We start from the raw sequence: 21,465 nt of genomic DNA on the forward strand, positions 1-21,465 counted from the left end.
TTATGTTAATAAAGCTATTAAAAATTAGAAAATACTGACAATACTTCAATTGAACAGTTTACCAAAAAACCAAAAATTTAAAAAAAACACAAGACACCCTATAAAAAATAGGGTTAAAATTGAAATATTCACAAAAATATATCAAATACCCCTATTTTTTGATGGGGTTATGTTTTTTTAATATAGTTTTGAGCCATTCTTAAGGAACATTAACCAATAAAAAATTAATAACTTAAAATTTAAACATTATGAAAAAATTAATAACCCTTTCAATGCTTTTTATGGCTGCTGTAGTATTTGCACAAGAAGAGGATTCGAAAAAATTCACCATTAGTGGGTCAGTTGACGCTTATTATCAAACTTATTTAACCGCTCCTGATGATCAAGCCCCTTCATTCGGAACTGCTTTTGCAGGACAATCAGGTTTTTCTGTAGGTATGGGAAACATTATAGCTAGTTATGAAGGAGAAAATGTAGGTGCTGTACTTGATTTAGTAACTGGAGCAAGAGGAGCTGGTGCTACTTTTAACTCTGATATAGTTAATGGTATTGTTAATCAGGCTTATGTTTACTGGAATGTTTCAGAAGGAACAAAATTAACTTTTGGTAGATTTAACACGTTCTTAGGATATGAGGTTATTTCTCCTGCAGCAAATTTTAACTATAGTACTTCTTATTTATTTTCAAGCGGACCTTTCTCTCATGTTGGTTTAAAAGCTGATTTTGCTTTATCTGAAGATTTTAGCTTAATGTTAGCAATAACTAACCCGTGGGACACTAATGACACATCTTCAAGTGGAGAATATGCTTTAGGAGCTCAATTAGGTTATAAAGGACAGTTTTTAAATCTTTATTATGATAGTGGTAATAACGATGGTTTAGGGTTTGAAATCGACTATACAGGGGGGTTTGATATGACTGATAGCTTCTTCTTAGGTATTAATGCTGCTTATAATGATAATGATGGTCAAGGTTTTTACGGTGCGGCTTTATATCCACAGCTAGCGACCTCTGATGCTTTCAGTATTGGATTAAGAGGTGAGTATTTCTCTCTTCATGGAGATGGAGATGATTACCCAAGTGTTTTCGCTACAACTTTAACTGGAAGTTATACTATAGATAACTTAATAATTAAGCCAGAGATCAGATTAGATGCTTTATCGAATGCCGATGGAGGTATTTTTTATCCAGATGGTAGTAATGTAATAGATAATGATGGACTTCCTACAGATAGCTTAGCTGCATTTACTTTAGCTGCAATTCTTACTTTCTAATAATGGAATAAATACACAACAAACAAACATGGAAAATAAAGCAATTCAAAATAAAATTGTTTTGCTTTATTCTCTCTAACTAACCCTTAAAAACTTTTTACTATGTCAATATTTAACATGCCCCTAATAATTCAAGATGCCACAGCTGTTGAAGTACTAGCCGAATCTGTTAAAGGTGATATGGGAATGCTATGGATGCTTATATCCGGTATTTTAGTATTCTTTATGCAAGCAGGATTTTTCTTAGTTGAATCTGGAATGACCGATTCAAAAAACGCTGTTAACATCGCCATGAAAAATTTCCTAGACATTGCAGTGGGCTCATTAGCCTTCTGGTTTGTTGGGTATTCTTTAATGTATGGAGCAGATGCTTCAGGAGGTTTCTTCCATTGGGGAGGTTTTACCTTCTCTCAAGGTGCAGCCGATTTATTTTTCCAAACTGTATTTGCCGCTACTGCCGCTACTATAGTATCTGGAGCTATTGCAGGAAGAACTAAATATACAACATATGCTATTTTTAGTATCATCATGACGGCTCTTATCTACCCAATTGCTGGTGGATGGGAATGGAATGGTGGTTGGTTAAATAATACTGATGGTATTATGCCTGCTGAATTTATTGATTTTGCTGGATCATCCATTGTGCACTCTGTTGGTGGATGGGCAGCTTTAGTTGCTGCTTGGATGGTTGGTCCTAGAATTGGTAAATTCTTAAACGGAAAACCAGTTGAAATGCACGGTCACAATCAAATGTATGCAACTTTAGGTGTATTCATCCTTTGGTTGGGATGGTTCGGTTTTAACGGTGGTTCTCAATTAGCTTGGGGTGGCGATGATGCTACTGCTGCTTCACAAGTAGTGCTTGTAACCAATTTGGCGGCTTCTGCTGGTGCTATTGCTGCCTTACTGTTCACTTGGTTCAAAAATGGAAAACCAAATTTAGCAATGACGTTAAACGGTGCGCTAGCTGGTCTTGTAAGTATTACTGCTGGTTGCGGAAACATGACCGAAGGTGGTGCAATACTAGCTGGATTAATTGGAGGATTGCTCGTTGTTTTCTCTATTGGTTTTGTTGAAAGAACTTTGAAAATTGATGATGCTGTAGGTGCTATATCTGTACATGGTGTTGCCGGTGCTTGGGGAACTTTAGTTATAGGGCTTTGGGGTGTAGATGGCGATACTGGTATAGGCTTATTTAATGGTGGTGGTGCCGCTCAATTAGGTGCTCAAGCTATAGGTGTTTTGGCTTATGCAGTATGGTCCATAGGATTGTCATATATTTTCTTGCTTATTTTGAAAAAAGCAATAGGACTAAGAGTGTCTGAAGCTGAAGAAATTGCAGGTCTTGATATATCTGAGCATGGTTCCTTAGCTTATCATGGTAAAAGACAAAGAGAAATAGACTAGCTCATAATTTTAAATAAAAATCGAAAAAAGCCTTATTAATTTTAATAAGGCTTTTTTGGGTTCATAAAACTAAAATTATTTAAAAAAAGCTTTTTAAAGAGTTATTGAATTTGAATATAACTATTAAATAAATATATACTTATTATGAAAAAAATCGAAGCGATTATTAGAAAATCCAAGTTTCGTGTGGTGAAAGAGGCATTGCATGAAGTTGGGGTAAATTTTTTCTCTTACTGGGATGTTACTGGTATAGGAAACGAAAAAGAAGGGCATGTTTACCGTGGCGTTTCTTATAGCACCAGTGATATTCAGCGTAGGCACTTGGCTATTGTTGTTAATGATGATTTTGAAGAAATAACCATAAAAGCCATCCTTAAGTCTGCAGCAACAGGTGAAGTTGGTGATGGTAAAATTACAGTATCAGATATTACAGAATGTTACAGAATTAGAACTGGGGAAAAAGGTGGAGAAACCTTAAGATAACCCATTGCAATAATCAATTTAAATAATTTAATTATGGAAGATATAGTAAAAAATATAGCCGAAATTAATGGAGTACTTGACATTATGTGGATACTAATTGCAGGCGCATTGGTTTTCTTTATGCAAGCAGGCTTCACACTAGTAGAAACTGGATTTACCAGATCCAAGAATACTATAAACATCATCATGAAAAATTTAATGGACTTCTGCATCGGGTCGGTTGGGTTTTGGTTAATAGGGTATGCACTTATGTACGGTGATGATATAAGTAGTTTTATAGGAACCCCTTCATTATTTTATAACGAAGCAGGGGAAATGCATAATTTGTTTTTTCAAACCGTTTTCTGTGCAACTGCTGCAACAATAGTATCTGGCGCCATTGCAGAAAGAACCAAATTCACAACATATTTAGTGTTTTCATTGACTATGACCGTACTTATATATCCAGTCTCAGGACATTGGGTATGGCAAGGTGATGGTTGGTTAACCGATTTAGGGTTTATTGATTTTGCAGGTTCGAGCGTCGTGCATTCCGTAGGTGGTTGGGCAGCCTTGGTGGCAGCTATTATGGTAGGCCCTAGAATTGGAAAATACACCAATGGAAAATCTAATGCCATACCAGGACACAGTATATTACTGGGCGCATTAGGTGTGTTTATCCTGTGGTTAGGTTGGTATGGATTTAATGGTGGTTCTCAGTTAGCGATTTCTGGCGAAAATGTAACCGCAGTATCAAATGTTATCATTACAACCAATTTAGCAGCAGCAGCAGGCGGACTTGCCGCTATGTTTTTTACATGGATAAAATATGGGAAACCAGATGCATCCATGACATTAAATGGGGTGCTTGCAGGATTGGTAGGTGTAACCGCTGGTTGTGCCGTTGTAGATAATTTTGGAGCCATGGCAATAGGTATTATTTGTGGAATATTGGTTGTGCTTTCTATTGAATTTATAGACAAAAAATTAAAAGTGGATGACCCTGTAGGCGCGGTTTCGGTTCACGGAGTTTGTGGTGCTGTTGGTACATTATGTGTTGGTTTATTTGCAACTGATGGTGGATTATTCTACGGAGGTGGATTTGGGCAATTAGGCGCGCAAGCAGCTGGTGTTTTTGGAATAGGAGCTTGGGCTATAGCTACTTCATTCGTCGTTTTATTCATTCTTAAGAAAACTATGGGCTTAAGAGTTTCTGAAAAAGAAGAAGTAGAAGGTCTTGATATCCACGAACATGGTATGGAAGCGTATCCAGATTTCAGATTAAACGAACATTAACAATATCATATTTTATAAATAAAATGTTTTTTTTAAAAGTATCCCTAATATTTTGGGGGTACTTTTGTTATTTTGTTATTTTTCATAACGTACACCCCTAGTATTTTGCCGACTTTGAATAAATTTTATATTTTTGGTTTTTTGAATTTTAAAATTTTTATTACAAATGAAGAAAATTGAAGCAATTATTAGAAAATCTAAATATCGTGTCGTTAAAGAGGCTTTACATGAAGTTGGAGTGAACTTTTTCTCTTACTGGGATGTAACTGGTATTGGAAACGAGAAAGAAGGACATGTATATAGAGGTGTTTCTTATAGTACAAGTGATATTCAACGCAGACATATAGCAATTGTTGTAAATGATGATTTTGAAGAAGTAACGGTACAAGCCATTCTTAAGTCTGCCGGTACTGGTGAAGTAGGCGATGGTAAAATTTTTGTATCTGATATAAATGAGTGCTATAGAATAAGAACCGGAGAAAAAGGCGGAGATACTTTAAAATAATAACCATCTAAACAAAACAATAAAATAAAATTATGGAATTACTTACTACAAATAATGTATGGATGATGATCTGTACGGCACTAGTGTTTTTTATGCACCTTGGATTTTCACTTCTAGAAATAGGGTTAACAAGACAAAAAAATACGATAAACATATTATTTAAAAATATTTTTATCATTACCATTGGGTTGCTTCTTTACTGCTTCGTAGGCTTTAATTTAATGTATCCAGGGGAATTTAACGGCTTTTTAGGATTTGCAGGATTTGGTTTAGATTCACCATTAACTGCTGAAGGTGCTTTAGATTTAACTTATAATCAAGGCTACACGTACTGGACAGATTTCTTATTCCAGGGTATGTTCGCAGCTACTGCTGCCACTATTGTTTCTGGAGCAGTTGCAGAGCGTGTTAAAATTGTACCATTCATGATTTTTACAGTATTATATGTAGGGTTGGTTTATCCAATCGCTGGATCTTGGAAATGGGGTGGTGGATTTTTAGACCAAATGGGTTTTTATGACTTTGCAGGTTCTACACTAGTACATTCTGTAGGTGGTTGGGCAGCCGTTGTAGCTGTTTGTTTATTAGGCCCACGTATAGGTAAATTTAAAAACGGAAAAGCACAAGCTATTCCTGGACATAACATTCCTTTGGCAACAGCCGGCGTATTAATCCTTTGGTTAGGATGGTTCGGTTTTAATGGAGGTTCTGTACTTTCAGCAGATCCAGGATTAACATCTTTAACACTTGTAACAACTTGTTTAGCCGCCGCAGCTGGTGGTGTAGTAGCTATGTTAGTTTCAACAGTTATGTATAAAAACTTAGATTTAACCATGTTCTTAAATGGTATATTAGGTGGTTTAGTTGGTATTACCGCAGGGGCCGATGTTGTTAGTCCAACAAGTGCCATTATTATTGGTGCAGTGGCGGGTACTTTAATTGTATTAGCGGTAAGTTTTATTGATAACAAATTAAAATTAGACGACCCAGTTGGAGCTATTGCAGTTCACTTGGTATGTGGTATTTGGGGGACTTTAGCCGTAGGTATATTTTCTACAAATCCAGAACATAGTTTCTTAACCCAATTAATAGGTGTTGCTTGTTATGCTGTTTTCTGTTTAGCGACATCATTTATTATCATATTTACGCTTAAGAAAACAATGGGAATACGTGTTCCTGAAAAAGAAGAATTAGAAGGATTAGATGCACATGAACATGGTATGGATGCTTATCCTGATTTCAGGTTGAATGAGCATTAACATATAAACTAATTATATAACATTGAAAAAGAGATGTTTTACTACCATGTAAAGCATCTCTTTTTTTGTATTATAAAATTGAACAAGTCTTGAAATACTGACAATATTTTATTTAATTTTGATAAAAACTATTAAATGGAGTTATTATGAAGAAAATTGAAGCCATCATTAGAAAATCTAAATACAGTGCAGTAAAAGATGCTTTACATGAAATAGGTGTAAATTTTTTCACTTATTGGGATGTAACCGGTATTGGAAATGAAAAACAAGGACATGTTTACAGAGGTATTTCGTATAGTACTAGCGATATTCAACGTAGGCAATTATCTATTATCGTGAACGATGATTTTGAAGAAATAACTATTCAGGCTATTTTAAAATCGGCTGCAACTGGCGAGGTTGGCGATGGAAAAATCACGGTGTCAGATATAAACGAAACTTACAGAATACGAACTGGAGAAAAAGGCGGTAACACTTTAAGGTAACTAGCTTTCAAATTAAACATAAAAAAGGCTGTCTGAAAAAAATCACGACAGCCTTTTTTTTATAAAAATTCTATTTTAAACTTACGCCGAGTTTCTACTGGCGTTAATATTTCCAAATAAAGAACGTGTTACTATTTTTTCAAATATCTTTATTTTTTCTTCGTTGTTAACAGGGTCTTTTTCAAGTTCTTGAATCTTTTTAAGGGCGTATTGCTGTATCGTTAGCAACGGCAACACTATAGATTCTCTCACTTCAATCGAAGCTTTTCCGGAAGGTTCATTTTCCATCAATTCTTGGTAGCCTGTAAGTTTTAATAAAAGGGTTTTTGTTGTAACATATTCATTGTAAATAATAGTCCAAAAATCGCCAAACTCGGCATCTTTAGCCATGTATTTTGTTAAATCGAAAAAGGATTTAGACAATGCCATCATACTGTTTTCTAACAACGTCTTAAAGAATTTAGAATTCTTGTATAGTTGTTCTACTTTATAAAACTCACCGCTATCTTCATATTTTTTTAGGGCAGCACCTACACCAAAAAATCCGGGTACATTTTGTTTTAACTGGCTCCAAGAACCTACAAAAGGAATGGCTCTTAAATCTGAAAACACTAATTTATCTGAACTACCTCTTTTTGACGGTCTGCTTCCAATATTAGTTTTCGCATAGTATTTTAAAGTACTCATGCGTTCTAAATAGGGGATGAACATAGCATGATTTTTAAAATCTTTATAGGCTTGGTAACTGGTTGTAGCCAATTCGTTCATAACCACTCTATCATCATCAGACATGTCGTGTTTATTACTTCCCAATCGGTTAAACATACCAGAACTTATTAATTGTTCTAAGTTGTATTGCGATGAATCTAAAGTTCCGAAGTTTGAACTAATCGTTTGTCCTTGAATAGTAAGTTGAACTTCTTTATCTTCAATATTTGGGCCTAAAGAAGCGTAAAATTGATGTGTCTTTCCACCTCCACGTGCTGGTGGTCCACCACGTCCATCAAAAAATATAGCAGTAATACCATATTTTCTAGACATTTCAGTAAGCATTTCTTTAGCGGTATAAATACCCCAGTTTGCCATTAAGTAACCACCATCTTTAGTTCCGTCAGAGAAACCTAGCATAATGGTTTGTTTGTTTCCACGGCTTTTTAAATGCTCCATATAAGCTGGGTTTTTATAAAGCTGCTCCATAACTGCTGGTGCATTTTCTAAATCGGGAATAGTTTCAAAAAGTGGCACCACATCAACAGGTAAACTATCTTTAAAAGCTACAATTTTAAGCATGGCGAAAAGTTGCATCATGTTTAAAGCTGTTTGGTTGTTACTAATAATATATCTATTAGCAGCACGCTCGCCGTTAGTTTCTTGTATGGTTTTTATAGCTTCAATAGTTTTTAAAGTGTTGGAAACCATTTCATCTTCAAAAACATTTACATCTACAGACACATTTTTAACTTCCGAAAGGATTTTAATTTGTTCCGCTTCGGTTAAATCGTGATAGTTTTTCGGGAACGATGGGTTTCCTGTACTAATAATATGGTCTATAACCGTTGTGAAAACTGAATGGTGAATTCGGCTATCTTGTCTTATATCTAAAGTTGCAAAATGATAGCCAAATAAATGAATTCTATTTATTAAACTATTTATTTCATTAACATAAAGTGATTGGAAATCTTTAACAATTAAATTTCTAATGCTTAATAATTCAGTAAGAAGTTCTTTTGCAGAAATAGCTTTCGAGTAATCTAAATTGATGCTGTTTTTGTACAAAATAGTTTCTAAACGAACTATACGCTCTTCAACACCTCTAAAGGTAAGTTTACGTCTTAAGTTTTTTAAATCGCCATAATATTTTTTTAAAGCAGCTTGTCTAAGTTTTTTTGCTACACGAATGGTAGTGTCTGGTTTTACAAATGGATTTCCATCGCGGTCACCACCTGGCCAAAACCCAATATTAATAATTTCGTTATGCTTCTTAGAATCGTCATAAATATTTTGTTGGATGTAATTATAAATTTCTCCAAAAGACTCATAAAATACGTTTTCTAAATACCAGATTAAACTTTTTGCCTCATCATAAGGCGTTGGTTTTTCGTGTTTAATAAAAGGTGTTTTTCCTAATTGCCCAAATAAATTGTGGATGTTTGAAAGGTTGTTGTCTTTTATAGCTTGTGTTAAATCGGTAATAATTCCTAAAACAGATCCAGGATAAAATTGGGTAGGGTGCGCCGTTAAAACGATACGAACCTTAAACTCTTCGAGATAACTTTGCAATTCCTCAAGACTGTTATTTGAAACAGCCGATTCTTTAAGGTTTCTTAAGGTACCTATCCCCTCCATATTGTTAACAATAGGGAAAGCGGCATCTTCAACAGCATCAAATAAAACCACTTGGCGTTCTATATATTGAATAAACCTGAAAAGTAAATTAATTTGACTTTGTGCGTCGCGTCTTGCTTGGTATTTTTTAAAAAAAAGATCGACTATGGTTGTTGGGTCATCGCCGTTTGCAAACCCCTTTTTACAAGTTTCATGAAACAACGGTAAAAGTACCCCTGTTTTTGTAATGGAATCAAAAGGCAACGTCATAAATATACTATTGTATATTTGGTATTTTGCCAGTACATTTTGTTTAAATCGTGTTAATTTTGGTTCTACAGACATATGGTAGTTCTATTGAAAATTAAGCATAAATGTAAGGAAGGTTTAATTAAAGAAAGGTGTCTTGCTGAAATTTTATGGAATTTTTTAGTTTATCAAATACAAATTGAGAATAATTAAATAAATTCACAACTTAACAACAATCTTAACAATAATAAGTTGTAGCTAAATATTTGCAACCAGTTTAAAATCACTTCTTTTCGGCTTGTGGACCGCTTGAAGTATGACAAATGTCATATTTTCAACTGTTATCAATCTATACATTTGCCACTTTTAATCTGTTTAAAATAACAACAAAAATAAGCGTATTAATGTTGTAGGATATTAAAAACCAGTATATACGTTTGTTCTAAAATAAAAACACATGAAAAAAGCACATTCATTCCACATCCCAGTTATGGGTATTGGATTTACAATAGATTCGCCATTAAAGGTGGCACAATATGGTATTGATTCTGTAATTTCTTTGGTAGACGACATCTTACTTGAGAAATTAAGAAAAATGTATAGCGAAAAATTCGAAATTCCTTATACCGAAATAACCGATAAAATTGATGATTTTAGAGCAAAACGCATCACTTCATACTTAAATATGATGAGCGATTTGGTTGATAAAAAATTTGAAGATTTAAAAAATGGTGTTTCAGAAAAAGGTGAAGAACTAAAAGCATACATAAATATGCTTCCTTCAAGTTCGGCAATTAAACAAGAGTTTAATAAGCTAACAGAAAACGGATTTAATATTGCCGAGTTAAAAAACTGGGCGTCACAAAACCTAACAAAAGGGAGTATTGACGTTAACATAATGACTAAAGTTGACAAAGACAATTATATTAAAAACGAAAAATTACCTGTTGAATATAACGATGCGCACGCTGCTTTAAGAGGGTTTGCCAATAGTAAGTTGAAATCTTCTATGGTATTATCGGCAGGAATGAATCCGCGTTTGTATGCCTATATGAGCCAGTTTGATGATTTTTATCCAAATGAATCTGGTGAGTTTGAAAAGAAAATCATTTTAAAAGTGAGTGATTATAGATCGGCTTTGATTCAAGGTAAATTTTTGGCAAAAAAAGGTTTATGGGTATCTGAATACCGTATAGAATCTGGACTTAATTGTGGTGGGCATGCGTTTGCTACCGATGGTTATTTACTAGGCCCAGTTTTAGCCGAATTTAAAGAAAAAAGAGAAGAATTACGAGCTTCTATTGAAGCCATGGTGAATCAGGAATTGGAAAATCAAGGTCGTACCGTTTCAAAAAAACCGTTAGAAATAAAAATTTCTGCTCAAGGTGGTGTTGGAACTTATGATGAACATGAGTTTCTTCTTAATGAATACCAATTGGATGCTGTTGGCTGGGGAACGCCCTTTTTATTAGTGCCAGAAGCAACAACGGTTGATGAAAATACCATGAACAAATTGATGCTTGCCAAAGAAGATGACTTGTATTTAAGCGATATTTCTCCATTAGGCGTACCATTTAATAACCTAAGATCGAATACTAAAGATTTAGAAAAAGAAGCCTTAATCAACAAAGGCAGACCAGGAAGTGCCTGTCCTAAAAAATTCGTTGCCTTAAACAAAGAGTTTAAAGAATCTGGCCTTTGTACCGCATCAAGAGAATATCAACATTTAAAAATAAAAGAATTAGACGCTGCAGGTTTACCTTTGAAAGACTATCAAAAAGCGTTTAATAAAATAACCGAAAAATCTTGTACTTGTGTTGGTTTAGGTACTTCGGCGTTGTTGGCTTATAACTTAGATACTAAAGTGGAACGTGAAGGTGTTTCAATTTGTCCAGGTCCAAATATGGCATATTATTCAAAAATAATGACTTTAAAGAATATGACCGACCATATTTACGGTAGGGATAACATGATTTCAAGAACCGATCGTCCAAATTTATTCGTAAAAGAACTTACTATTTACATCACTTATTTAAGAAATAAAATAGATGAAGTAAAAGCTACCATGACTAATAAAGAAGAAAAGTACTTATTAACTTTTACCAATAATTTAAAAGAAGGCATTTCTTATTACAAAACCTTGTTTAGCGAATTAAAAAACCCTTTTCAAGATATTAAAGAAGAAGTACTTAAAGCATTGGAAAACGGCGAAAAAACATTAAGCTTAATAGGTTTGGAAATTGAAGATATTTCAACTCAAAATTTAAAAATCCAAACAGCTGTTTAATATTCTATTAAGGTTGCTTTTCGTTTTATTAAATAAACAAGCCTTTGATTAAAAAGAATTTAAAAATTTAATAAAAAGACAAAGTCGCGTTTAATTCTTGTTCATTTTTTCTATTAATCTCAGTTCAATAAGATTATAATTAAGATATTTGTAAAACAATTGAACCGCATAAGAAACTTTTCTTGTGTAAAATGTTGAAGATTTATAGAATTCATGGATTTAGTAAAAGAAATAAAACGGCTTAAAGAAGAAAAAAATGCGGTTATATTAGCGCATTATTACCAAGTTGCAGAAATACAAGATATTGCCGATTATGTTGGTGATAGTTTACAATTATCGCAAAAAGCAGCCGAAACCGATGCTGATATTATTGTATTTGCAGGTGTACATTTTATGGCAGAAACTGCTAAAATTTTAAATCCAACCAAAAAAGTAGTGTTGCCAGATTTAAAAGCAGGTTGTTCATTAGCCGATTCTTGCCCGCCGGAAGCTTTTGAAAAATTCACCAAAGCACATCCAGACCATGTGGTAATAACTTACGTGAATTGTTCTGCTGAAATTAAGGCATTAACCGATATTGTTTGTACGTCATCAAACGCTGTGAAAATAGTAGAATCGGTACCAAAAGACACTCCTATTATTTTTGCTCCAGATAAAAACTTAGGGCATTATGTTAGCAAACAAACAGGTAGGGATTTATTGCTTTGGGATGGTAGTTGTATCGTCCACGAAGCATTTTCTATCGATAAATTAATAGCACTTCATAAAAAATATCCAGATCATAAAATTATTGCGCATCCGGAATCGGAAGAGCATATTTTAAATACGGCTACATACATTGGTTCTACTTCTGGAATGATAAATTTTGTAAAAGCACATCCTGAAGAAAAATTTATTGTAGCAACTGAAGCAGGTATTTTACACAAGATGCAGCAGGAAATGCCTAACACAGAATTAATTCCAGCTCCAGCAGTTGAAGATAATACCTGTGCTTGTAGTGAATGTCATTTTATGAAAATGAACACACTGCAAAAATTATACGATTGTTTATTAAACGAATCACCTCAAATAGAAGTGCCAGAACACATACGCAAACGTGCTTTATTACCTATTGAACGCATGCTAGAATTATCAAAATAAAAAATGATTGAAGCAAATTATTTAGTCATTGGTTCAGGAATTGCTGGATTAACCTTCTCGGTTAAAATAGCTGAAAAATTTCCTGACAAAAATGTTATTATTGTAACCAAAGCTAGTGAAGACGAATCCAACACCAAGTATGCACAAGGTGGCGTTGCGGTTGTTTTAGATGCTGAAAAAGATTCTTTTAAAAAACATATTAAAGACACTCTTATTGCTGGTGATGGTTTATGCGATAAAGAAGTGGTTAAAATGGTTATAACAGAAGGACCTAAACGACTTCAAGAACTCCTGCTTTGGGGCGCTAATTTTGATTTGGATGCTAGTGGTGAGTTCGATTTAGGAAAAGAAGGAGGCCATTCAGAATATAGAGTTGTACATCATAAAGACATCACGGGTTATGAAATAGAACGTGCCTTACTTAAACGTGCACATCAACTGCCAAATATTAGTATTTTACCACATCATTTTGCGATTGATTTAGTAACAAATCATCATATCATTGATGATAAGTCAGAAAAAATAACCTGCTATGGTGCGTATGTTTTCGACCAACAAACAGACCAAATTTTCACCATTAAAGCAGATAGTACACTTTTGGCATCTGGTGGTATTGGTTGTGTATATGGGCATACAACCAACCCTATAATTGCTACCGGTGATGGTATTGCTATGGCTTACAGAGCCAAGGCAAAAATTAAAGACATGGAATTTGTACAATTTCATCCTACCGCCTTATATGATCTTAAGGGAGAATCATCTTTTTTAATATCGGAAGCTGTACGAGGATTTGGAGCTTATTTAAGAAATAAATCGGGCCATCGATTTATGTTAGATTATGATGAACGTGCAGAACTAGCCTCCAGAGATATTGTATCGCAAAGTATAGATAATGAATTAAAAAAATCAGGCGAACCTCATGTTTATCTAGATTGCACCCATTTGGATATGGATGCCTTTAAAAAGCATTTCCCGAATATATATAACAAATGTTTGGAACATCACATTAAAATAGATACCGATTGGATACCTGTAGTACCCGCATCTCATTATTTATGTGGCGGTATAAAAGTGAACAAAAAAGGTAAAACAAGTATCGATAATTTGTTTTCATGTGGTGAATGTACACGCACTGGATTACATGGTGCCAATAGACTTGCCTCTAATTCATTATTGGAAGCTTTGGTGTATGCCCATAATATTTTTAAATACCACAGCGAAAACAACCATAAGCCTGCTAATGTTGAAATACCAGATTGGAATGATGAAGGCACCACCATACCGAAAGAGCACATTTTAATACAGCATAATTTAAAACAAATGCAAGCTTTAATGCGTGATTATGTTGGTATTGTAAGAAGCAATAAACGTTTAAAACGCGCTATTAAACATTTAGAATTAATTCATAACGAAGTTGAAGAGCTTTATAAAGAATCTAAAATATCTACATCACTTTGCGAGTTGCGTAATATGGTAAACGTATCGCATTTAATCATAACGCAATCTTTAGAACGCACCGAAAATAAAGGCGGTTATTATAATATTGATAATGTGGAAAATAAATAGGCCCTTTTATAAAAAGAGCCTATTTGCAACCATTTTAAGGGCAAAAAAAGGTATTATTTCCCAAGCATAAGCAATTCACTGCAAACCACTTCGGTTATATAGCGCTTATTACCATCTTTATCATCATAACTGCGCGATGTTAGCTTTCCTTCAATGGCAACTTCTTTACCTTTAGTTACATATTTTTCAATTATTTGGGCTGTTTTTCCCCACGCAACCACATTATGCCATTGTGTATCTGTGATTTTTTCACCTTTCGTATTGGTATAGCTTTCATTAGTAGCAATATTAAATTTCGCTAATGTTTTACCAGATTCTAAATTGATGATTTCCGGATCGTTTCCTAAGTTACCAATCAACTGTACTTTGTTTCTAAGTGTGTTCATAATTTTAAATTTTATCGTTAAACAGTTAATACTATCGAGTTCTTATGTTTCGACATGGCAAAGATGCGACGGATAAAAAATTATAATCGGTTAGTAAACATTTGTGTTCGTTTGTAAATAATTGTAGTCGTTTATATCTCTTTAAATACCTATAAATAATAAGATTGTATTTTTACATTGAAAAACAAAAAAAATGTATCTTTATAAAAAAACAATTATGGCTAAAACTTGTTTAGAATGTAATGAGAAAATAATAGGTAGAAGCGACAAAAAATTTTGTAGTGATTATTGCCGAAATGCGTATAACAATACCATAAATAAAGATTCAAAAAACCTAATTAGAAATATAAATAATCGCCTAAGAAAAAATTGGCGCATTTTAGAAACCTTAAACCCTGAACAAAAAACAAAAACCACGAGAACAAAACTTATTCAACATGGTTTCGATTTTAATTTTTTTACAAGTACTTACACGACTAAGGCAGGCACTATATATTATTTTGTTTACGACCAAGGCTATTTGCCTTTAGAAGATGAATATTATGCGTTGGTAAAAAGAGAAAGTTAAAAACGGCCTACCAAGTATGACCTTTTAGGTTCATGGCAGCTTTTAAAATATCTTTTTGGCTTATTTGCCCTATCAACTTACCGTTTTCAACAATAGGAAAACGCCTGTGTTTCGATTCTAAAAACTTGACGGCAGCATCAAAAATATCCATATTACCATCAATAGTATCTACAGTTGTGATCATACATTTACCAACCGTATTATTTTCCATGGGTAAATTATGGTATCTACTTTCACTTATTTGCTTGATACAATCACCCTCAGAAATAATTCCAATTAATTCGTGATTGTCATTTACTACTGGACCACCAGAAATTCTGTGCTTTATCAAAGAATCAATAACGCTATCCATGTGGTCTTCAGATTTAAATGTTATTAGGTTTTTAGACATGTAATCACTAACCTTAATTGGCAAATCTGCGTTGCTTTTTTGCTGATTTTTTCTAGATCCTAAAAAACTTTTAATTCCCATATTTTAATTTTTTAATAAACCTAATGTACTTATTATTTTTAAACTTTCCTAATAATGTATATTTCATTCAGCATAAATCACCTAGTTTATGCTTAAATAAAAATAGGTTTTAATTACGAATAAGAAATAATTAGTATTCTTTTAAGTGTTTCAATGCTAATTTTTTATAGTTTTATCGCTTTAAAATATTTTTGACAAATGAAAAGATTAATTGTATTGGTATTATTGGTAAGTAGCTTTGTTATGAGCGCACAAAGTAATGTGGATTTAATGAAACATTACGAAGCTTATTATAAGCAAATGAAACAACAAGGCGATGTACAAGGCATTATTAATGCTATGACGCATTTAAACGTGCTATCACCTTCACCGGCCAGAATGGATACGTTGGCTTATATTTATATGAGTGAAGATAAATATATTCAAGCTTTAAATACTATTGGATATGAGCGTATGGTTGATGATTCGGATATTGCCGTGGAAGTAAAAGCCGTTTCATTAAAGGCTGTAAAACAACCAGAATTGGCCATTGCACAATTTGAAGAAATGTTTAAAAGAAATCCTAATGCGTTAATTGCGTATGAATTGGCAGAACTTTGTTTACAAACACAAAAGTTAACCGAAGCAGATAAACACATTGCTTATGGATTGGCAAATGCAAAAGACGATATGAAAAAAGCTTTTTACGAAACACAGAACCCATATGAAGTATCGCTAAAATCGGCATTTATGTATTTAAGTGCTTTATCTACATACAACAAAGACACAAAAGCAAATATTGATAAAGCGGTAGATATTTTGGATGCCACTTTAAAAGCATCACCAAATTTCAATTTAATTCAGTTAACAAAAACCGAATTATTAAGACAAAAACAAGTATTGCAAGCTCAAGAAGCGCAGCCAAAAAAATAATTAGAACTAAACATAAAAAAACAGCTGTTTGAAAAGTGTAGTTTTCCGTCATTGCTAGGAACGAAGCAATCTGTAAGTTGTTAATAATCAACAAACAGATTACTTCACTGCGTTCGTAATGACGATTAATTTTAACTTTTCAGACAGCCTCTTTTTTTTTTATTGAACCATTATCTTTTAAGGCTTTTCAATAATAATATTATCGTTTTCAATTTTCTTATTCATTTGCAAGTTTAAATTAGAAAACGCCACCAAAAAATCTTGTATGTTGGCAAGCAGTTCTGCTTTACTGGTAGTTGATAAATTCGCTAAACTTTCCAATTTTAAAAGTTTGGTTTCTAAAGCTGAAATTCTTGATAAAATTGATGGGCTGTTTACCTCAAGTGGTATATTTTGTTTCAAGTTCACCAATAATTCTTTAACTTCTTTGTTGTTTTTATAAAAGAAGCTTAAATCGGCTTTTTTTACACTACTAACAACGTCTTCCAGTTTTTTATAGGATTCCCAATGGATAATGGCATTTTCTGCTCTACTATCTAAAATATAATCGGTGTATTTAATTTTTGAAACGTCTTTTTGTTTAACCTCTAGACTGTCTGCGCTTATATTAATATCCACATCACTTTGCTCTTGATTTTTTTTACAAGAAATGGTAATAATCAAAATACATAAAACACTTAAAAACTTCATTTTCATAATAAAAGATATCATATAAAAAGCAAAGATATAAGATTCGTTTCTTATTCCATCATATACTTTGCAATCGCATTCGTAATATTTCATTTTAAAAATATGATATTATCAATAAAAACTTATTATTTTTGATAAATCTTTATAATTACAGCTTTTAATGAAGTCTAAAATATTAATAATTGGTGCATGTGGGCAAATAGGATCTGAGTTAACAATTAAACTGAGAGAATTATATGGTGCCGAAAATGTAATAGCAAGCGATATAAGTTACAGTAATTTAGATATTGTTAATTCGGGTATTTTCGAAATTGTTGATGCACAAAACTACGCAAGCATTAAAGTATGCATTGAAAAATATAAAATTGATACCGTTTATTTAATGGCTGCTATTTTAAGTGCCAGCGGTGAAAAATATCCTATGAAGGCTTGGGATTTAAATATGGAATCGCTATTTCATATACTAAATCTAGCCCGTGCAAAATTTATAAAAAAAGTATTTTGGCCGTCAAGTATTGCCGTATTTGGTAGCACAACACCCAAAGAATACACGCCACAATATACTATTATGGAGCCTTCTACCGTTTATGGTATTACCAAACAAGTTGGCGAGCGCTGGTGTGAATATTACCATAATAAATATGGAGTAGATGTGCGAAGTTTACGTTACCCAGGTATTATTAGTTGGAAAACATTACCTGGTGGCGGCACTACCGATTATGCTGTAGAAATTTACCATAAAGCCATAACCGATGGTTTTTACGATTGTTTTTTAAAGGAAGATACCGAATTACCCATGATGTTTATGGACGATGCCATAAAAGCAACCGTTGATATTATGACCGCCAAAAAAGAAGCTGTAAAAATAAGGTCGTCTTACAATTTGGCTGCTATTAGTTTTACACCTAAAGAAGTTGCAGAATCTATAAAACAACAAATGCCCGAATTTACAATTACCTATAACCCCGATTATAGACAGGACATTGCAAATAGTTGGCCAAAAAACATCAACGATTCCTATGCCAGACAAGATTGGAAATGGAAGCATCAATTTAATCTTAAAGACATTACTGAAGAAATGCTTTTTCAGCTCAATAAAAAATATAAGCATCATTAAACAAATCTAAATAATTGTATCTTTGATTTTTCCCTAAATACTAATAATGTTATGTTCGATAATTTTTGGTTCAACGTTCAATATGGCATCAATCACGTACTTGATGTAAAAGCCTACGATCACGTATTATTTCTTATAGTTTTAACCGTTCCATATTTATTTAAAGACTGGAAACGTGTTTTTTTATTAATCACCATGTTCACTTTAGGACACACGTTGTCCCTAATTTTAGCTGTCTACAACATTATTAGTGTTAAGGCAACCATGGTAGAATTTCTAATTCCAATAACCATATTAATTGTAGCGTTATTTAATGTATTCACATCAGGCAAAGGTGCCCAAAAGGAAAAGGTAGGCGTACTATTTTTATCAACCCTATTTTTCGGTTTAATACATGGTTTGGGATTTGCTCGCGAATTTAAAATGTTGTTAAGTGATAACGACAACAAAATAGTGCTATTACTAGAATTTGCTTTAGGCATAGAACTTGCTCAAATAATTATTGTGTTTGCCGTTTTACTATTGGGTTACATTATGCAAACCATCTTTAGGTTTAACAAACGCGATTGGATTATGGTTATTTCTGCTATTGTAGTTGGGTTAGTAATACCCATGATACTCAACAGCGAATTTTTAGCTTAATTTGAAATTGTAACCATCAGAAGAAATAAAAGCTATTAGTTGTAAAGGCGAGACGTCATTTTTACGAAAGTTTATAAAATGAAAAAGGTGAACGAGAGTTCACCTTTTTGCCCCAAATCTACCATGAACTTAACCTACTTATGTTATGGTGAAGCAAATGTATCATGGCTTAAGCGTATGGAAAAATATTTTAGTTAAACGGCTAATATATTGGCTTAAGCGATTTTATTAAATTTATTTGTAGTTTTTGTACAAATTAAAAAGCATAAAAAAAGGCGAACAGATGTTCACCTTTTTTTGCCCCAAATCTACCATGAACTTAACCTACTTATGTTATGGTGATTCTAATTTAGATGTATTTTAGACAACCTTGATATTTTTTAGATAAACTGCTATTTTATCTGTTTAAATGCGTTTTTATTATAGCTTAGGGCTATAAAATGATTATATAATAAATTAATAAGCACGTTCTTTGTTGCCTTCGTAAAAGTTAATAAAGGCACGGTTTACAACACGGTTACCGCCATCTGTAGGATAGTTTCCTGTAAAGTACCAGTCGCCTAAATGCTCTGGACATGCTTTATGTAAATTTTCAACCGACTGAAAAATGATTTTAACTTCAGACTTAATATCATCAGGACTTAAAATTTCAGCTATTTTATCAGAAATTTGTTCGTCTGTAAATGGATCGTAAATTTCTTTTACAAAGTTTTGTACATGAACATCTTCCAATTCCGTTTGATCTATACATTTATTGTAAACATCTTCTACAATATGGTATTTGCCAGCTTCTTTTAATAGCTCTAGTGCTGCTTTAAAAGCAACTAAGCTTTCAAGATTTGCCATATCAATCCCATAACAATCCGGATAGCGTATTTGTGGTGCCGATGAGACTACAACAATTTTCTTAGGGTTTAAACGGTCTAGTATTTTTAAAATACTCTTTTTTAAAGTAGTACCTCTTACAATACTATCGTCAATAATTACCAAATTATCGGTTGGTTTTATAACGCCATATGTAACGTCGTAAACGTGCGCAACTAAATCGTCTCTACTACTATCTTCAGTAATAAAAGTTCTTAGTTTAACATCTTTAATCGCTATTTTTTCTACCCTAATACGTTCCGATAAAACTTCGGTTACTTTTTCTGCTGAAATAGAACGTTGTCCTGTTAGAATAGCGGCTGTTTTCTTTTTGTTTAGAGATGCTTCAGCTGTTTCAATCATTCCGAAAAAAGATGTTTCTGCAGTATTTGGAATATAAGAAAACACGGTATTTTTTGTATCGTTATCAATTGCCTCCAAAACCTTTGGCATCAATAATTTACCAAGCATTTTTCGTTCTTGATAAATTTCAGCATCACTTCCACGAGAAAAGTAAATACGCTCAAACGAACACGATTTGCGCTCTAAAGGCTCTAATATTTTTTTGATAATAACCTTCCCAGATTTTTTAGTAATAATGGCATGTCCTGGTTCTAATTCTTTAACGTCTTCAAATTTTACATTAAATACGGTTTGAATAACAGGTCGTTCTGAAGCTATCACCACAACTTCATCATCCATATAATAATAAGTTGGTCTAATTCCTGCTGGGTCTCTTAACACAAACGAATCACCATGTCCAATCAATCCTGCCATCGCATAACCACCATCCCAATTTTTAGCTGCTTTTCTTAAAATTTTTGCAACGTTTAATCGTTCGGCTATTAATGGAGACGCTTCATGTTTATTAAAACCTTCTTTTTTTACCTGTTTGTATATTTTACTAACGGCATCATCTAAAAAGTGACCAATTTTTTCCATAATAGTAATGGTATCGGTATACTCTTTTGGATGCTGACCAAGCCTAATAAGGTTGGCGAATAATTCTTTAACATTGGTCATGTTAAAGTTTCCAGCCATTATTAAATTACGGTGCATCCAGTTATTTTGTCTTAAAAATGGATGTACACTTTCTACACTGTTTTTTCCGAAAGTACCATAACGCACATGGCCTAAAAACACCTCGCCTATATAGGGAATGTGTTTTTTTTGTAAAGCAACATCATCGGTATATTCTGGATGGGCTAAAAACTCTTTATTAACACGGTCGTTTATTTGAGCAAATATATCTTGAATGGGTTGTTGCGCGATGGATCGCACTCGGCTAATATAGCGTTCACCTGGTTTTGTGTCTAGCTTAATGCTTGCAAAACCAGCACCGTCTTGCCCGCGGTTGTGCTGTTTTTCCATCATAAGGTACATTTTATTTACCCCATAAAAAGCAGTGCCATATTTTTCTTTATAAAATTCTAACGGTTTTAAAAGTCTTAAAACAGCTATGCCACATTCGTGTTTTATTGAATCACTCATTTTTAAAGATTTTCGCTTTACTCATTAATTATATTTCATTTCGTTGAATTCAAGAATTTTTGATTTTG

General features: G+C 33.2%; 19 protein-coding genes. 14 read left to right on the plus strand and 5 right to left on the minus strand.

The window, feature by feature from the left end; all coding sequences use genetic code 11:
• Positions 1-248 precede the first annotated feature (248 nt).
• The 7 genes from EV196_RS17275 (at position 249) to EV196_RS17305 (ending at position 6,688) form a co-directional block, all read left to right on the plus strand.
• On the plus strand, positions 249-1,274 hold the full coding sequence (locus tag EV196_RS17275) for an outer membrane beta-barrel protein (RefSeq protein WP_132219029.1): 1,026 nt from the start codon (positions 249-251) through the stop codon (positions 1,272-1,274).
• A 102-nt stretch (positions 1,275-1,376) separates the two neighbouring features.
• Positions 1,377-2,681 (plus strand): ammonium transporter, encoded by a 1,305-nt coding sequence (locus tag EV196_RS17280; RefSeq protein ID WP_207902872.1) that lies wholly within the window; start codon positions 1,377-1,379, stop codon positions 2,679-2,681.
• A gap of 144 nt (positions 2,682-2,825) precedes the next feature.
• On the plus strand, positions 2,826-3,164 hold the full coding sequence (locus EV196_RS17285; RefSeq protein WP_132219030.1) for a P-II family nitrogen regulator: 339 nt from the start codon (positions 2,826-2,828) through the stop codon (positions 3,162-3,164).
• 33 nt (positions 3,165-3,197) lie between these two features.
• The gene (locus EV196_RS17290) at positions 3,198-4,439 is read left to right on the plus strand and encodes an ammonium transporter (RefSeq protein WP_132219031.1); all 1,242 of its coding nucleotides are present in this window, start codon (positions 3,198-3,200) and stop codon (positions 4,437-4,439) included.
• Between the two features lie 166 nt (positions 4,440-4,605).
• A complete protein-coding gene (locus tag EV196_RS17295) occupies positions 4,606-4,944 on the plus strand; it encodes a P-II family nitrogen regulator (RefSeq protein WP_132219032.1) in 339 nt (112 codons plus the stop codon).
• Between the two features lie 32 nt (positions 4,945-4,976).
• Complete coding sequence (locus EV196_RS17300) at positions 4,977-6,203, plus strand: ammonium transporter (protein WP_132219033.1); 1,227 nt, start codon at positions 4,977-4,979, stop codon at positions 6,201-6,203.
• Between the two features lie 146 nt (positions 6,204-6,349).
• On the plus strand, positions 6,350-6,688 hold the full coding sequence (locus EV196_RS17305; RefSeq protein WP_132219034.1) for a P-II family nitrogen regulator: 339 nt from the start codon (positions 6,350-6,352) through the stop codon (positions 6,686-6,688).
• A gap of 81 nt (positions 6,689-6,769) precedes the next feature.
• Here EV196_RS17305 and EV196_RS17310 read toward each other — a convergent pair whose 3' ends face one another.
• The gene (locus EV196_RS17310) at positions 6,770-9,358 is read right to left on the minus strand and encodes a phosphoenolpyruvate carboxylase (protein ID WP_132219035.1); all 2,589 of its coding nucleotides are present in this window, start codon (positions 9,356-9,358) and stop codon (positions 6,770-6,772) included.
• Positions 9,359-9,719: 361 nt separating this feature from the next.
• On the opposite strand from EV196_RS17310, the gene EV196_RS17315 reads away from it, so the two are divergent.
• The 3 genes from EV196_RS17315 to nadB all read left to right on the plus strand — a co-directional run bounded on the left by EV196_RS17315 (position 9,720) and on the right by nadB (position 14,255).
• Positions 9,720-11,549, plus strand: coding sequence for a hypothetical protein (locus tag EV196_RS17315; protein WP_132219036.1), 1,830 nt, complete (start codon positions 9,720-9,722; stop codon positions 11,547-11,549).
• 213 nt (positions 11,550-11,762) lie between these two features.
• Entirely contained in the window at positions 11,763-12,689 is a 927-nt protein-coding gene (nadA, locus tag EV196_RS17320) for a quinolinate synthase NadA (protein ID WP_132219037.1), read from the plus strand.
• Positions 12,690-12,692: 3 nt separating this feature from the next.
• A complete protein-coding gene (gene nadB, locus EV196_RS17325) occupies positions 12,693-14,255 on the plus strand; it encodes an L-aspartate oxidase (protein ID WP_165876191.1) in 1,563 nt (520 codons plus the stop codon).
• 53 nt (positions 14,256-14,308) lie between these two features.
• Here the strand turns inward: nadB and EV196_RS17330 are convergent, their stop codons facing one another.
• The gene (locus tag EV196_RS17330; RefSeq protein ID WP_132219038.1) at positions 14,309-14,641 is read right to left on the minus strand and encodes a single-stranded DNA-binding protein; all 333 of its coding nucleotides are present in this window, start codon (positions 14,639-14,641) and stop codon (positions 14,309-14,311) included.
• 217 nt (positions 14,642-14,858) lie between these two features.
• Here EV196_RS17330 and EV196_RS17335 point away from each other — a divergent pair, with 217 nt between their 5' ends.
• A complete protein-coding gene (locus EV196_RS17335; RefSeq protein ID WP_132219039.1) occupies positions 14,859-15,209 on the plus strand; it encodes a hypothetical protein in 351 nt (116 codons plus the stop codon).
• A gap of 7 nt (positions 15,210-15,216) precedes the next feature.
• Here the strand turns inward: EV196_RS17335 and EV196_RS17340 are convergent, their stop codons facing one another.
• Complete coding sequence (locus EV196_RS17340; RefSeq protein ID WP_132219040.1) at positions 15,217-15,681, minus strand: CBS domain-containing protein; 465 nt, start codon at positions 15,679-15,681, stop codon at positions 15,217-15,219.
• A gap of 198 nt (positions 15,682-15,879) precedes the next feature.
• On the opposite strand from EV196_RS17340, the gene EV196_RS17345 reads away from it, so the two are divergent.
• Positions 15,880-16,593, plus strand: a complete 714-nt coding sequence (locus EV196_RS17345; RefSeq protein ID WP_132219041.1) for a hypothetical protein — start codon at positions 15,880-15,882, stop codon at positions 16,591-16,593.
• 177 nt (positions 16,594-16,770) lie between these two features.
• On the opposite strand, the gene EV196_RS17350 is transcribed toward EV196_RS17345, so the two are convergent.
• Positions 16,771-17,376 (minus strand): hypothetical protein, encoded by a 606-nt coding sequence (locus tag EV196_RS17350; protein WP_132219042.1) that lies wholly within the window; start codon positions 17,374-17,376, stop codon positions 16,771-16,773.
• A gap of 67 nt (positions 17,377-17,443) precedes the next feature.
• On the opposite strand from EV196_RS17350, the gene EV196_RS17355 reads away from it, so the two are divergent.
• A complete protein-coding gene (locus EV196_RS17355) occupies positions 17,444-18,400 on the plus strand; it encodes an NAD-dependent epimerase/dehydratase family protein (protein ID WP_132219043.1) in 957 nt (318 codons plus the stop codon).
• Positions 18,401-18,451: 51 nt separating this feature from the next.
• Positions 18,452-19,042, plus strand: a complete 591-nt coding sequence (locus EV196_RS17360; RefSeq protein WP_132219044.1) for a HupE/UreJ family protein — start codon at positions 18,452-18,454, stop codon at positions 19,040-19,042.
• A gap of 456 nt (positions 19,043-19,498) precedes the next feature.
• Here EV196_RS17360 and EV196_RS17365 read toward each other — a convergent pair whose 3' ends face one another.
• Complete coding sequence (locus tag EV196_RS17365) at positions 19,499-21,397, minus strand: amidophosphoribosyltransferase (RefSeq protein ID WP_132219045.1); 1,899 nt, start codon at positions 21,395-21,397, stop codon at positions 19,499-19,501.
• Between the last annotated feature and the right edge of the window lie 68 nt (positions 21,398-21,465).

Source organism: Mariniflexile fucanivorans, assembly GCF_004341235.1.
GTDB lineage: Bacteria > Bacteroidota > Bacteroidia > Flavobacteriales > Flavobacteriaceae > Mariniflexile > Mariniflexile fucanivorans.